The sequence below is a fragment of the Alistipes sp. UBA1686 genome, assembly GCF_002320215.1.
Taxonomy (GTDB): domain Bacteria; phylum Bacteroidota; class Bacteroidia; order Bacteroidales; family Rikenellaceae; genus Alistipes; species Alistipes onderdonkii.
Genome location: NZ_DCKA01000002.1, coordinates 22,285 through 35,651 on the forward strand (window position 1 = coordinate 22,285; position 13,367 = coordinate 35,651).

The following is a 13,367-nucleotide window of genomic DNA, read 5'->3' on the forward strand; positions in this document are numbered from 1 at the left end:
GGAATATGAAGTCGTTTTTACCATTCGCAACTCAATTCGTCGAAATGCGCCAGGTTGTATGCCGCCTCCCCGGAGCCGTCTTCCGCGGCGAGCGAGAAGCAGTAACGCGCCTTTTCCGAATCGCCGTCGATCAGGCACAGGATGCCGAGGTTGTTCAGTGTGCAGGGATCCCCGGCGCAGCGGTTCAGGCATTGACGGGCCGTTTGTATGTCGCCGCAGCGCAGGGCTAGTGCCGCCATGTTGTTGCAGGCGTACGGATCGTCGGGGTAAAACTCCAGCGCGGTTGCACAGACATAGGCTCTTTCGGGTGAGTCGACGGGATAGCATTCCGCCAGCCGGCACATTTCGCCCAGGCTCAGCCATTCGGGACGGGAGTCGATCAGTTCGCGGCTCTGGCCCACGGTGAACGGGGGCAGTGTATAACTGATGCGGTAATCCACGCGCCGCAGCTGCGGATAAACTTCATGCAGCAGCCTGAGGTAGGTTGCGCCGTTGTCGATTTGCCGGATGCCGGCATCGCGGGCATCGGGATCGGACACGGTGTCGATCACGGCCAGCACCTCGTTCCTTGCGGGCAGGTCGGACAGGACGACCCAACGCCGCAGGCTGTCCCAGTCCTCCGGCTCGGTCGCGGTGATGAAGACCGCGCTGTCCAGTCCGAAGTTCTCTTGCAGGTAGTTGCGGATCGACCGTACGCGGTTTGCGGAAAGACGGGTGTTATAGGGATAGGTGTCCTCGGGCGAGGCATATCCTTTCAGGTAGACGTTCTCTATCGAAAGGCCGTCGTTTCCCAGCAACCGTGCAGTCAGGCTGTCGATGCGCGCCAGTTGGCTGCTATTGTCGGCGAATCCGCGCAGCAGTACCGAACGGCCCTGCGGGAAGTGTATGACAGCCGTGATCTGTTCGCTGCGGCGTTTGGGTTCGTCTGCGGGAACGAGGAACGACAGCCGCGGTTGTACGGCAGGGGCGATCTCGGCGGCGACCAGCGGCGGAAGGGCCGTCCGGTGTTGGGCACATCCCTCCAGGTCGCGGTAAAGGACGATCCGTGCGCCCGCCATCCACGGCTCGTAAGGAATATCACCTTCGAAAAGAACCGCATTTGCCGACGAATTTTTCCGGCTGCGGCGGATGACCATATTGCTGAAAGCACCTTCGGTAACAGCCGGTATGCCGTAAAGCCGTTCCCGGCGTTCGTTGACTTTCTCCCGGATGCGTCCCGTGAAAACGACGGGAGCCAGTTGTATTTGGTTTTCGCCGTCGCTGACGACCGGCGTGACGGTCAGTTGTCCGTTGGCCGGGAGGTCGATGCCGGCGGTGATCGGGAGTCTTACGCAAAGCCGGTCGCCGCTCCTGTAAGCGGCCGGATTCCCTTCGCGACCGTAGACTGCCGCGGTAAAGGTCAGGCATACGGCCAGTAAGCCGGTTATGCGTTGCTTTGTATGGCGTTTCATATCCTGCTGTGTTATTTAATGATAAAGATGAGTGCGAGGCCGATTTTTGTCGGCCCGAAATAGTTGCGTGACCGGGTGCGGATCACTTCGCCGCATTCGGCGATCGGATATTTCCGATCCCACAAACGGGCGTACCCCAGGCCGACGGTGGCTTCGAGGTTCCACCGCTTGCCGATCAGCCACTGATAACCGTAGGATAAACCCGCACCGTAGAGGTGTCCCTGATAGCGGTTGCGGTGGAAGTCGGCGTTGAAATTGATCCCTCCCGCATTGTATTCGGCGTAATGGGCGTGCAGGCCGAAAAAGTGGCCGTTGAAGCTCTCGCAAAGCCAGTAGCGTACTTCGGGTTGTATCAGCCAATGTTTCCACCGGGCGTCGCCGAACTCCCACGGATTGTAGTTGCCCGATATGTCGAGCGTTACGCGGGGGCCGAGCGCCGCTTCGACACCCAGGTTGATCGTCGCGGTGGCATCGTAGAGCAAGTTGCTCTTGACGGCCCATTTCTGGGCCAGGGATGAATTTACCGATGCCAGCAGGATTGCCAGCATGAAATAAATTTTATTCATTACCATATTTTTTTATTGTCCCGAAAGTGTCCGGATGAAATCGATACGTCCGGTGTCCGCCTTGAAGAGGATGGTACTCAAAAGGCGCGGCTATGGCTCGTGCGTGCAAATGATTTGCCAGAAATGGATGAACTCTTAACGCTTAGGTTCAACGGTTTGTATCATAATATGATAAAAAATATAGCAGAGACGGGTAGAGGATGAGAGACAGTTGGGCTTTCATCACCCAATCCATGGCATTACCGAATCAGGTACGGCGGGCAGGCCGCGGCTGACCTGCATTGCATCGCTTTTCAATGCCTCTGGACTAAACGCACGAAACCCTGCAAATTAAATCTTTGCAGGGTTTCGCTGGCGGAGAGAGAGGGATTCGAACCCCCGGTACAGTTGCCCGTACACCGCATTTCGAGTGCGGCCCGATCGACCACTCCGGCATCTCTCCAGTACATTCCGCACGGAAAAACCTTCCGTTTGGGACTGCAAATATAGACATATTTTTTGTTTCTCGGCATTTTCGTGCGAAAATTTTTTCTTCCGGTAGGGAAAAAGCGGCTATATCCGGCTCTTTTCGTGCTTTTCCCAAATAATTCCTATCTTTGTATCTGGAGGAAGAATGCAGTATCGGTGCCGCCTGTCCGTTTATATAGATGAGAAACGATACTAAATTCGGTACGGTTTTCGTTTACTGATGGAAGAGGAACTAACGCAAACACACTGTGCGCTATGAAAAAGTTGAAAATTTTAATCGGAACCCTTGTCCTGTCTGCGGGGCTGGCCGGCTGTTCGTCGGCCTATTACGCATCGTCGGGATACGCCAACGACGATTTGTACTCGCTGCACGATAAGACCGCCATCGCCCGGAAACAACAGGCGAAGGCCGAAGCCGAAAAGGCCGCCGCCGAGGCCCGCCGGGCCGAATGGGAGGCGCGTATCGCGGAGGCGCAGGCCGCCGCTGCGGAGAACCAATATTACGAATACAGTTCGAACCCCTACGAGGATATCGTAGCCGATACGTACGAAAGCGCCTATGCACGGCGCCTGAGGGGCTTCGAGTCGCCGACATACAGGATGCCGTCGAGTTACTATAATTTCCGCTATGGCGGCAGTTTCACCTATGCTACGGCCTACGACCCGGCATTCTACAACATCATCATTTCCGGTGACCAGGTCTGGGTGGAACCCAAGTACATCACTTCGATGTTCGGGACATGGGGCGGATCGGTTTATGTAGACCCGTGGTATTACGGCTGGACACGTCCCTACTGGGGAGCATGGGGCCCGTCGTTCTCGTTCGGCAGCTGGGGCTGGAGCTTCGGCTTCAACGGCTGGTACAATCCCTGGTACGACCCGTGGTGGGGGCCGGGATGGCGTCCGGGCTGGGGCCCGGGTTGGGGGCCCGGATGGCACGGCGGACATCACTGGGCATACAGGCCGCATAATTACCGCCTCGACGGCGGCGGGCGCCCCTCGCGCTATGTCCCGGGGAATGTCGCTTCGGGCAGCCGTTACCGCGGGACCAACAATTCGGGCTACCGTACCGGTACGACCACTTCGCGCGGGGGCAACTCGGGCAGCGGCAGGACGTATTACCAGAGCGGCGGCCGCAATAACAGCAACAGTTCGGTTTACAACGGCGGCAGTAACCGCAATAACAACAATAACTCCTGGAACAACAACTCGTGGAATAACAACCGCAACAACAGCAACTCGGGGCGTTCGTCCTACGACAGCGGGTCGCGCAGCAGCAGTTATAACAGCGGCAGCAGCTTCGGCGGTTCGCGCGGCGGTTCGTCGGGAGGCGGTTACAGCGGTGGCGGCGGTTCGCGCGGCGGCAGTTCATCGGGCGGAAGCCGCGGTTACGGCGGGCGTTAGTCAACGATAAAACAGAGATAGTGTATGAAACGTAAGATCATAATATTGCTTGCGGCCTGTGTGGCCGCAGCGCCGTTGCAGGCCCAGAACCTCGAATTCGGGGGACTGACGTACAACAATGACCTGATGATGTCTACCGATTTCGCCGCGCTTTCCCGATCGCATCCGTTCGGTACGGCGCGCGTGATGGGGATGGGCGGGGCTTTCACTTCGCTGGGCGCCGACCTTTCGTCGATGTCGATCAACCCGGCCGGGTTGGGCATGTACCGCCGCAACGAGTTCTCGCTCACACCGCTGCTGTCGGTCGCCCATGGCCAAACGCAGGGCGCGCCGTCGTGGGTGGGCAATAACAAGACCCGCTTCGCTTTTGCCAACGTCGGTGTGGCGCTCAATGTTTTCGAGAGTCCGGCCAGCCCGCTCACGAGCCTTACGCTCGGTATCGGCATGAACCGTATCGCGGATTTCAATACCCGCTATTCGTTCTCCTCGGAGTCGCGTTACGACCCTTCGAAGCCCGACCAGCTGATGCCGACCATCGCCGATGTCTTCGGGCAGCAGCTCGGGCAGGATGGTATTTTCCCCGATGATAAGGGCAATCTGGGATATAACTGGAATCCCTGGTACTGGCCGGCCATTCTCGGCTATAATGGCTACCTGATCAGCGACGTAGGCGGGCAGTGGGTGCCCGACTGCATTGGCCGTAACGCTTCGGTGGTGCACTCGATGGATGTCGTGAGCCAGGGCTCGATCAACGAATTCGCCGTTTCGATGGGGGCCAATTTCAACAACGTCGTCTATGTCGGAGCCACGATCGGCATACGCAGCGTCTACAAGAAGGTGGGCATGACCTATCAGGAAGAGTACGGTTATTTCGATGCCAACGGCCATGCGACCCCTGCGGTCGATAAGAACGGTACCCCGCTCAATGCGCAGCTCGATTACATGAGCCTCTATCAGGAATCGAAGATCGACGGCAGCGGCGTGGATTTCAAACTGGGTGTCATCGTGCGCCCCGTGGCCGGCCTGCGCGTGGGTGTGGCGTTCCACACTCCGACCTACTACTGGCTCGACCGCAGTTACCGTGCCGACATCGAATCGCACCTGATCAATAATAAAACGGAAGACGATCAGTATAATTTCGATTCTACGCCGCGGCAGGACGATATCGGCGGCAACAGCTGGGATTTCGTGTCGCCTTCGCGGCTGTTGTTCGGCGCTTCGTACACGTTCGGCAACCTGGCCATCGTGTCGGTCGACTATGAACGCGAGTGGTACAACGGTATCCGTGTGAAGAACGTGCCCGAAGGCGCCGATTTCCACCCCGAAGCGTACAAGGCTGAGTTCAAGAATAATTACAAAGGTACGAATACCCTGCGGGCAGGCGTCGAAGTGCGTCCCCTGCCGATCTTTGCCGTGCGCCTGGGCGGCGGTTACACCGATTCGATGTTCAAGGACAGGCAGCAGTATTACAATTCGCCGAGCGTCTACGAGAGCTACTACATTACGGGCGGCCTCGGGATCAACCTCGGGCGTAATACGGTGCTGGACGTGGCCTACCAGAACGTGACTGAGAAACAGACGCCCTACGAGCTTTTCTTTAGCAAATACCAGAACGGCGGCGAGATGAAGACTTACAGCGGCCTGTACGATACCAAACAGACGCGTCATTATATCTCGATGACGCTCGGCTTCCGCTTCTGAGGCTTTGCCTGCCAATATAAAGGTTCGTCCGTGTGACGAACCTTTATTTTTTTATTATATTTGCAGGCTGATACAAAATAAAAAACAAAGATATATGGCAAAGGAACTCAAAGACCTCACGAAGTCGGACGAGAACTACTCGCAATGGTACAACGACCTGGTCGTGAAGGCCGGGCTGGCCGAAAACTCGGCCGTACGCGGATGTATGGTCATCAAACCCTACGGCTATGCCATTTGGGAGAAGATGCACGATGCGCTGGACAAGATGTTCAAGGATACGGGGCATCAGAACGCCTATTTCCCGCTGTTCATCCCCAAGTCCTTCTTCTCGAAGGAGGCGCACCATGTCGAGGGCTTTGCCAAGGAGTGCGCCGTGGTGACGCACTACCGCCTGAAGAACGATCCCGAAGGCAAAGGCGTCGTGGTAGACCCCGATGCCAAGCTCGAAGAGGAGCTGATCGTGCGTCCCACGTCGGAGACCATCATCTGGAACACCTATAAAAACTGGATCCAATCGTACCGCGACCTGCCGATCCTCTGCAACCAGTGGGCGAACGTCGTGCGCTGGGAGATGCGTACGCGCCTGTTCCTGCGTACCGCCGAGTTCCTGTGGCAGGAGGGTCATACGGCGCATGCCACGCGCGAGGAGGCCGTCGAGGAGGCCGAAAAGATGATCCACGTATACCAGAAATTCGCCGAAGAGTGGATGTCGGTTCCCGTCATCGTCGGCCACAAGTCGCCCAACGAGCGTTTCGCGGGTGCCGAGGATACGCTGACCATCGAGGCGCTGATGCAGGACGGCAAGGCGTTGCAGAGCGGTACGTCGCATTTCCTGGGGCAGAATTTCGCCAAGGCGTTCGACGTGCAGTATGTCAACAAGGAGGGCAAGCTCGAATATGTGTGGGCGACCTCGTGGGGTGTTTCGACCCGCCTGATGGGTGCGCTCATCATGGCCCATTCGGACAACAACGGCCTCGTGCTGCCGCCGAAACTGGCGCCGATCCAGGTGGTGATGGTGCCCATCTACAAGGGCGAAGACCAGCTGGCCGAAATCCGTACGCGCTTCGGGGCCATTGCGGAGCAACTCAAGGCCAGGGGTATCAGCGTGAAGGTCGATGACCGCGACAACGTGCGCTCGGGTTTCAAGTTCGCGGAGTACGAACTGAAGGGCGTCCCCGTGCGTCTGGCGATGGGGCCGCGCGATATGGAGAACGGTACGATCGAATTGGTGCGCCGGGACACGCTCGAAAAGGAGACCGTCCCGCAGGAAGGGCTCGTGGAGCGCATCGAAGGGCTGATGTCCGAAATCCAGCAAAATATTTTCAGCAAGGCGCTGGCCTACCGCGAGTCGATGATTACCAGGGTCGACACGTGGGAGGAGTTCAAGGAGGTGCTCGACAAAAAGGGCGGTTTCGTGCTCGCGCATTGGGACGGGACTGTCGAAACCGAGGTGGCGATCAAGGATGCCACGAAGGCTACGATCCGGTGCATTCCGTTCGATGCGCCCGACGAGGAGGGTACGTGCGTCTTCTCGGGCAAGCCGTCGCACCGCCGGGTGCTCTTCGCCCGCAGTTATTAGGGCCGGATTCGGACGGGCGTTTCCGCCGGTAACGGGCGAATGGGTGCCGAGGCAGTCCGTTCGCCCTTTTTTGTGCCTTCCCCAAAAGCGGGCGGGCTTCCGTAATTTGCGGGGCGTGCCCCGGTAATACTATAAACGATTGGACGTATGCGATATTCTGTATGTTTGTGCGCGGTGTGGCTGCTGGGTTTCTGTGCCGCCGTGTGCCCGGCCTATGCCGGGGACGGGGATCATCCGCTGCCGGTTGCGGGTACCCAGTGGAAGGGACGGAAAGTCGCTTTCATGGGCGATTCGATCACCGACAAGGCGCATGTCGGTACGACGAAGAACTATTGGCAGTATTTGCAGGAGATGCTCGGCCTCGTGCCGTTCGTCTACGGGATCAACGGCCAGCAGTGGCGGGACGTGCCGGGGCAGTGCGAGAAACTCAGGGCCGAGCGCGGCGGCGACATCGATGCGATCCTGATCTTTGCCGGGACGAACGATTTCAATTCCGGGACGCCCCTGGGTGAGTGGTATACGACCGGTGAGGTACCTGTCGAGGTGTCCGGCCCCCGGTCGGAGATCCGGACAAGGAGGACGTTGTCGATGGACGGGGATACTTTCTGCGGCCGTATCAATATCGCGATGTCCTACCTGAAGGCGAATTTCCCGGACAAGCAGGTGATCCTGCTGACCCCCATCCACCGGGGATATGCCCGTTTCGGGGACAACAACATCCAGCCCGACGAATCCTATCCCAACAGCCTCGGCCTCTATGCGGATGCCTATGTGGATGCGGTCAAAGAGGCTGCGAACGTCTGGGCCGTCCCCGTCATCGACCTGAACAGCATCTGCGGGCTTTATCCCAATGCGGATTCCCATGCCCGCTATTTCCACGACGCGCGGAGCGACCGTCTCCATCCCAATGCCGAGGGGCATTACCGGATGGCGAAGGCGCTGGCATATCAATTGTCTTCTTATCCTGCAAATTTCGAATAGTGCCATGTCCTGTGAAGCCGAAGCACGCAAGCGCGTGATTTACCGCGTGACCTTCGTCGGGTTCGTGGTCAACCTCGTCCTCACGGCGATGAAGTTCGCGGCGGGGATCGTGGGCCGAAGCGGGGCGATGGTCGCCGACGCGGTGCACTCCTGTTCCGACATGGCTACCGACGTGGTGGTGATCGCCTTCGCGAAGATCTCCGCCAAACCCAGGGACGACGGGCACGACTACGGGCACGGGAAATACGAGACGCTGGCTACGATCATCATCAGCCTGGCGCTGGCGGCCGTGGGCGCCGGTATTTTGCTCAGCAGCATCCGGGCCATCCGCATCGTCGTCGATGGCGGGGAGTTGCCCCGCCCGGGCGCTGTAGCTCTGGCCGCGGCGGTGGTGTCGATCGTCATCAAGGAGATATTATACCGATATACGGTGCGTGAGGGGCGTCGGGTCGAAAGCCCGAGCATGGTCGCCAATGCCTGGCATCACCGCAGCGACGCCCTTTCGTCGCTGGGGACGCTGGCGGGTATCGGATGTGCCTATTTCCTCGGGCAGCGGTGGCGCATCGCCGATCCCATCGCAGCGTTGGTCGTCGCAGTCTTTATCTTCAAGGTTGCTTTCGACCTGATCCGCACGGGGCTCGGGGAGTTGCTCGAGCGTTCGTTGCCCGACGAGACGGAGCAGGAGATTTTGGGAATCGTTACGGCCGATCCCGAGGTGGGGGAGCCGCACAACCTGCGAACGCGCCGTATCGGGGCCGCGATTGCCGTCGAAGTGCATGTTAGGGTGGACGGGGCGATGAGCGTCGCCCGTTCGCACGAGCTGACGGTCGATATCGAACGCCGCCTGCGGGCGCGTTTCGGCCAGGGGACGATCATCTCGATCCATGTGGAACCCGTGAAATGTCCCGCCGAAGCCGGAATCCCGGGCGGCGACCCGCCTTCCTGCCCCTGACGGCCCCGGAAAATGTATCTCCTGTCCGCGATTTTTTCCTTGTTATTCCGCTTTTTTTGCTGATAACTAACGGGATACGGCTGCGGCCGATTCCGGCACGGAATTTGTAAATTCAGCAACCGGAAAAACAGCGGGGATTTCCCCCGGCGGAGTAGAAAGAAATTTGGTTTTTCGGAAAAAAGTATTTATCTTGCCGCCGTAAAGGCTCCGGAAACCATCGTTTCAAAAGCCCGAACACACGAAACTGACGCGCATACAACATTAAAAGGATAGCCTATCGGGAAAAATTCTACTCTTTATAACTATAATTAGGAGAAAAGAGTATGAACGTACAAGCATTAAGTGACCAGGTATTGCTTAATCATTACCTTTCAGGTGACCAGGGTGCCATATCCAAGCTCATCGAACGCCACAGCCGCCGTGTGCGGGACTACATCAATATGATGGTCAAAGACCGTGACGTTGCCGAGGACATCTTTCAGGAAACATTCATCAAAGCCGTGCGGGTTATCGACGACGGCCGTTATACGGACAACGGGAAATTTCTCTCGTGGATACTTCGTATTGCGCATAATCAGGTGATCGACCACTTCCGCGCTCAGCGGCAGAACAAGACCGTCACCGAGGCTGAGGCGGGTTATGACGTACTGGGGTCGCTGCGTTTCGCCGAACGGAACGTGGAGGACGCGATGGTCAGCGAGCAGATCGAGCGCGACGTGCGTGCTTTGGTCGAGCTGCTGCCTCCGGAACAGCGCGAGGTGGTGATGATGCGTTACTTTTCCGGTCTGAGTTTCAAGGATATCGCGGAACAAACCGACGTGAGTATAAATACCGCGTTGGGGCGTATGCGCTATGCGCTTATCAACCTGCGACGGATGATCAAAGAAAAAAATATGGTTTTGTGCTGATTCCGCACAATATTTCCATGGGGCGGGCGTTTAGTTAGTACAAAGCAAAATATTAGATGCCTATGGAGGATATTGACAAAAACGAGGTTTCAGACGAAGGCATCTCTGATGACGAAGATCTTATGATGCGGGAGGTTGTCCAGGGTGACGCAGATCTTTTCTTTTTACACCATTACCTCTCGGAGGTTTTCCGAAATGGAGATAATTTTTAAGGGTTAATTTTTGATGGGGAAGGGCGCCGGGAGGCGCCCTTCATTTTAATGCCCTGCATCCGGTGCGGGCTTTGCGGAAATCCTGTCCGGAATGTTTTTTGCGACGTCCGGGTAAAAACCGATCGTTATGACACGGATACGTATCAAGCGGGTTTACGAACCCGAGGCTCCGGAGGACGGCTACCGGGTGCTGGTCGATAAATTGTGGCCGCGGGGCATCCGCAAGGAGGCGCTCCGCTATGACCTGTGGGCCAAGGAGATCGCCCCGACCCCCGGGCTGCGGACATGGTTCCATGCCGCCCCTGAAGAGCGGTGGGAGGAATTCCGCCGCAGGTATACCGGGGAATTACGCTCCTCGCCGGCCGTGCGCGACTTCGTCCGCCGGATCGCCGGTAAGGATACGGTCACGCTGCTGTACGCTTCGAAGAATGCGGCCGGGAACCATGCGCTGATCCTGCAGGAATACCTCGCCCGCGCCACGGCTGCGGCCGGGGTTACAAACGCCCGCTACTCGTAATGCGGGTTGCACCCTGCCCGGGCAGCGGCCGGTAGACGGTGTCTTCCTGCCTTGGAAGCCTGCGGATCACGGGTGGCGGGCATGGCGGTTCCGTCCGGGCGATGGTTCGTGTCCGCTACGGATGAAAAAAGCACCTCGACGGTGCTTTTTCACGCGGCCCTGCCCGTGTTCCCGGAATTTTTATACCGGTCTTATTTGCGGCCGACCTCCATCCTGAATTTCGGATTAGCGGGTTCGGTATGCGAAGCCGAAACGAATTGCCACATCCGGTCGATGATCTCGGGATGCTGTGCGGCAAGGTCGTGTTCCTCGCGGGGATCGTCACTGAGGTTGAATAATTCAAAGCGGTCGTTCCCCTCCTTCACACGGCGCAGCAAACCTTTCCATTCGCCCCAGCGGACGGCTACCCAGCCTTTGCTGCCGGGGAACTCCCAATAGAGATATTCGTGCTGCGGTTGTCTGCGCCCTTCGAGGGCCGGCAGGAACGAAATGCCGTCGGTCGCGGGGGGCTCGACCCCGGCCAATTCGCAAAGGGTCGGCATCACATCGGGGAAATAACCGACATGGTCGCTCACCTGCGGGCGGAGTTTGCCGCCCCACGCCACGATGAAGGGCATCCGGATACCGCCCTCGCGCAACGACGACTTGCCCCAGCCCTTGCCGCTGCGGAACGGGTGGGCGCTGTCGAACCACTCGCTCGACGAGCAGGAGTTCGACGCCGGGCCGTTGTCGCTCGTAATGACGATTACCGTATTTTCCCAGATGCCGAGCCGTTTGAGTTCGGCGACCAGCCCGCCTATCTGGCGGTCGAAGTAGGTGATCATCGCGGCATAGGTCGCCCGCGGCCACCGCGAGGGGAAATAACCCTTGCCCTCGATGGGTTGTTCGTCGCCGAATTTACGCACGTAGTACTGTACGTCGGCATCGGGCGCCTGCATCGGGCTGTGGGGGATCGGCGTCGTCCACATCAGGAAGAACGGCCGCTCCTTGTTGGCATTCACGAATTCGAGCACCTGGTCGTACATGGCGTCGGGGCTGTATGTGCGCTGCGTGTATTTGTCGTAGCTGCGCGGGTCGTAGGGGTCGGCCCCTGCGTCGAGCGGCGTGCCCGGCGGCAGCAGTTCGTTGTCGAGGTAGACGCGCCGGTCGTTTTGCCACAGGAAGGGCGGGTAGTAGGTGTGCGCCTGTCGCTGGCAAATGCAGCCGTAATAGGTGCCGAAGCCCATTTTATTGGGCGTACCCTCCGTCGCGGGGCCTCCGACGCCCCATTTGCCGATCATGGCCGTGGCGTATCCGGCCTGCTGCATGACCGAGCCGAGCGTCGGGGTGCCGGCTTCGAGCGGAGCCTGTCCTTCGAGCGTCGAATCGCGCAGCATTGCCTCGTGGTTCCAGACGTCGCCCCGCCATTCCATCTCGTCGTTGGCGCGGATCTGAGCATGGCCGGCGTGACGCCCCGTCAGCAGGCCGCAGCGTGCCGGCGAAGAGAGCGGTGCCGCAGAGTACATGTCCGTGAAGCGGACGCCGAGTTCGCTCAGGGCGTCGATGTTGGGGGTCTCGATCTTTTGCTGTCCGTAGCAACCGAAGTCGCCGTAGCCTGCGTCGTCCATCAGGATGAAGATCACGTTGGGGCGCGGAGCCGGGTTTTCCGTACACCCCGCTGCGGCCAGTGCGGGAATGGCCGTCAGCAATGTCCGGGGGATTGATGTTTTCATGGATTGCTTTTTGGGTTGTTTTTTGCTGTTAGATGCAAAAATAATAAAATAAGAATAAAAAAAAGATCGCAAAAAAGAAAGTTTTTGCGGTCTATCTCTGGTCGAAGAAACTCCCCTTTGTTTATCGGGGCGGTCGGGGAGGGGTGTTTTCGGGCGGTGATCGGCTGCCCTGTTCCCCTTGGTGTTTCAGGATTTTGCAGGGCCGGGTACGAAAAAGCCCCTGCCGCGGCAGGGGCTTTTGGGTGATATGTCGTGGCCGCTTTAGCGGTCGCCGAGGCAGCGGTGCGCCCGGTGGAGCTGGAGCGAGAGCGAACAGGCGGCGACCCCGGCGAAGAGCAGCGAGATGCCGACCCATACGATGACGGCCGTGGTGCCGAATACGAGCGGCTGGAAAAGAATCCAGAGCGAACAGAGCAGCAGCAGGATGCCGCTGAAAATTGTCCAGCCCGACCCGGCGATCTGCATGGCGCCCATGTCGCTGCCGAGCCCGATGGCACCGAACGCACGCAGCATGAGCCAGAACCCGAGGAATATCGGGAGCGTAGCGGCCGAAAGCGCGACGTTGAAGATCAGGATGATGCCCAGCACGATCTCGATGATGCCGCCCGCCAGCATCCAGCCGCGTCCGGTGATGAAATGTTTGTTGACTGACGAGAGTACGACTTCGAGGATGCCCGAAATCAGCATCAGCCACCCGAACAGGAGCGACATGCCCAGGTAACTTTGTGTGGGGTAGACGAATACGAGGATGCCGACTACGAACAGGGCGATGCCGATGATAAGCAGCAGCCACCAATAGCGCACGGCGCGTTTCGAATTTTCGATCAGGGTTGAAAAATTTTCCATAGCATACGGATTTTCCCTTCCTTAAAGCAATTTACATACCAGAGTTCCCGACGGTTCGATCGGCGGACGG

General features: G+C 58.4%; 12 protein-coding genes and 1 tRNA gene. 8 read left to right on the plus strand and 5 right to left on the minus strand.

Going from position 1 to position 13,367, the window contains the following annotated elements; translation table 11 throughout:
* Positions 1-17 precede the first annotated feature (17 nt).
* The 3 genes from B3C38_RS00215 to B3C38_RS00225 all read right to left on the minus strand — a co-directional run bounded on the left by B3C38_RS00215 (position 18) and on the right by B3C38_RS00225 (position 2,459).
* Positions 18-1,451: an OmpA family protein gene (locus tag B3C38_RS00215; protein WP_286723988.1), complete on the minus strand. Its 1,434-nt coding sequence runs from the start codon at positions 1,449-1,451 to the stop codon at positions 18-20.
* Between the two features lie 11 nt (positions 1,452-1,462).
* Positions 1,463-2,017 (minus strand): DUF3575 domain-containing protein, encoded by a 555-nt coding sequence (locus B3C38_RS00220; RefSeq protein WP_018696409.1) that lies wholly within the window; start codon positions 2,015-2,017, stop codon positions 1,463-1,465.
* A gap of 352 nt (positions 2,018-2,369) precedes the next feature.
* A tRNA-Ser gene (locus B3C38_RS00225) sits at positions 2,370-2,459 on the minus strand.
* Positions 2,460-2,740: 281 nt separating this feature from the next.
* Here B3C38_RS00225 and B3C38_RS00230 point away from each other — a divergent pair.
* The 8 genes from B3C38_RS00230 to B3C38_RS00265 all read left to right on the plus strand — a co-directional run bounded on the left by B3C38_RS00230 (position 2,741) and on the right by B3C38_RS00265 (position 10,739).
* Positions 2,741-3,889: a hypothetical protein gene (locus B3C38_RS00230; RefSeq protein WP_276790523.1), complete on the plus strand. Its 1,149-nt coding sequence runs from the start codon at positions 2,741-2,743 to the stop codon at positions 3,887-3,889.
* A gap of 24 nt (positions 3,890-3,913) precedes the next feature.
* On the plus strand, positions 3,914-5,590 hold the full coding sequence (locus tag B3C38_RS00235) for an OmpP1/FadL family transporter (RefSeq protein WP_141404939.1): 1,677 nt from the start codon (positions 3,914-3,916) through the stop codon (positions 5,588-5,590).
* Positions 5,591-5,684: 94 nt separating this feature from the next.
* Complete coding sequence (gene proS, locus B3C38_RS00240) at positions 5,685-7,169, plus strand: proline--tRNA ligase (RefSeq protein ID WP_286723989.1); 1,485 nt, start codon at positions 5,685-5,687, stop codon at positions 7,167-7,169.
* A gap of 147 nt (positions 7,170-7,316) precedes the next feature.
* A complete protein-coding gene (locus B3C38_RS00245; RefSeq protein ID WP_286723990.1) occupies positions 7,317-8,150 on the plus strand; it encodes an SGNH/GDSL hydrolase family protein in 834 nt (277 codons plus the stop codon).
* Positions 8,151-8,154: 4 nt separating this feature from the next.
* Positions 8,155-9,102, plus strand: coding sequence for a cation diffusion facilitator family transporter (locus B3C38_RS00250; RefSeq protein WP_022332354.1), 948 nt, complete (start codon positions 8,155-8,157; stop codon positions 9,100-9,102).
* Positions 9,103-9,425: 323 nt separating this feature from the next.
* A complete protein-coding gene (locus tag B3C38_RS00255; RefSeq protein ID WP_055203845.1) occupies positions 9,426-10,010 on the plus strand; it encodes an RNA polymerase sigma factor in 585 nt (194 codons plus the stop codon).
* A 62-nt stretch (positions 10,011-10,072) separates the two neighbouring features.
* The gene (locus B3C38_RS00260) at positions 10,073-10,222 is read left to right on the plus strand and encodes a hypothetical protein (RefSeq protein ID WP_022332352.1); all 150 of its coding nucleotides are present in this window, start codon (positions 10,073-10,075) and stop codon (positions 10,220-10,222) included.
* A gap of 127 nt (positions 10,223-10,349) precedes the next feature.
* Positions 10,350-10,739: a DUF488 domain-containing protein gene (locus tag B3C38_RS00265; RefSeq protein ID WP_022332351.1), complete on the plus strand. Its 390-nt coding sequence runs from the start codon at positions 10,350-10,352 to the stop codon at positions 10,737-10,739.
* 191 nt (positions 10,740-10,930) lie between these two features.
* Here B3C38_RS00265 and B3C38_RS00270 read toward each other — a convergent pair whose 3' ends face one another.
* The gene (locus tag B3C38_RS00270) at positions 10,931-12,451 is read right to left on the minus strand and encodes an arylsulfatase (protein ID WP_286724002.1); all 1,521 of its coding nucleotides are present in this window, start codon (positions 12,449-12,451) and stop codon (positions 10,931-10,933) included.
* Positions 12,452-12,712: 261 nt separating this feature from the next.
* Positions 12,713-13,297, minus strand: a complete 585-nt coding sequence (locus B3C38_RS00275; protein ID WP_018696391.1) for an HdeD family acid-resistance protein — start codon at positions 13,295-13,297, stop codon at positions 12,713-12,715.
* Positions 13,298-13,367 lie beyond the last annotated feature (70 nt).

What these genes read in the sequence shown, in the direction of transcription:
- B3C38_RS00215 (WP_286723988.1), bottom strand. Translation starts at nt 1,451, where the DNA reads ATGAAACGCCATACAAAGCAACGCATAACCGGCTTACTGGCCGTATGC.
- B3C38_RS00220 (WP_018696409.1), bottom strand. Translation starts at nt 2,017, where the DNA reads ATGAATAAAATTTATTTCATGCTGGCAATCCTGCTGGCATCGGTAAAT.
- B3C38_RS00230 (WP_276790523.1), top strand. Translation starts at nt 2,741, where the DNA reads ATGAAAAAGTTGAAAATTTTAATCGGAACCCTTGTCCTGTCTGCGGGG.
- B3C38_RS00235 (WP_141404939.1), top strand. Translation starts at nt 3,914, where the DNA reads ATGAAACGTAAGATCATAATATTGCTTGCGGCCTGTGTGGCCGCAGCG.
- proS (WP_286723989.1), top strand. Translation starts at nt 5,685, where the DNA reads ATGGCAAAGGAACTCAAAGACCTCACGAAGTCGGACGAGAACTACTCG.
- B3C38_RS00245 (WP_286723990.1), top strand. Translation starts at nt 7,317, where the DNA reads ATGCGATATTCTGTATGTTTGTGCGCGGTGTGGCTGCTGGGTTTCTGT.
- B3C38_RS00250 (WP_022332354.1), top strand. Translation starts at nt 8,155, where the DNA reads ATGTCCTGTGAAGCCGAAGCACGCAAGCGCGTGATTTACCGCGTGACC.
- B3C38_RS00255 (WP_055203845.1), top strand. Translation starts at nt 9,426, where the DNA reads ATGAACGTACAAGCATTAAGTGACCAGGTATTGCTTAATCATTACCTT.
- B3C38_RS00260 (WP_022332352.1), top strand. Translation starts at nt 10,073, where the DNA reads ATGGAGGATATTGACAAAAACGAGGTTTCAGACGAAGGCATCTCTGAT.
- B3C38_RS00265 (WP_022332351.1), top strand. Translation starts at nt 10,350, where the DNA reads ATGACACGGATACGTATCAAGCGGGTTTACGAACCCGAGGCTCCGGAG.
- B3C38_RS00270 (WP_286724002.1), bottom strand. Translation starts at nt 12,451, where the DNA reads ATGAAAACATCAATCCCCCGGACATTGCTGACGGCCATTCCCGCACTG.
- B3C38_RS00275 (WP_018696391.1), bottom strand. Translation starts at nt 13,297, where the DNA reads ATGGAAAATTTTTCAACCCTGATCGAAAATTCGAAACGCGCCGTGCGC.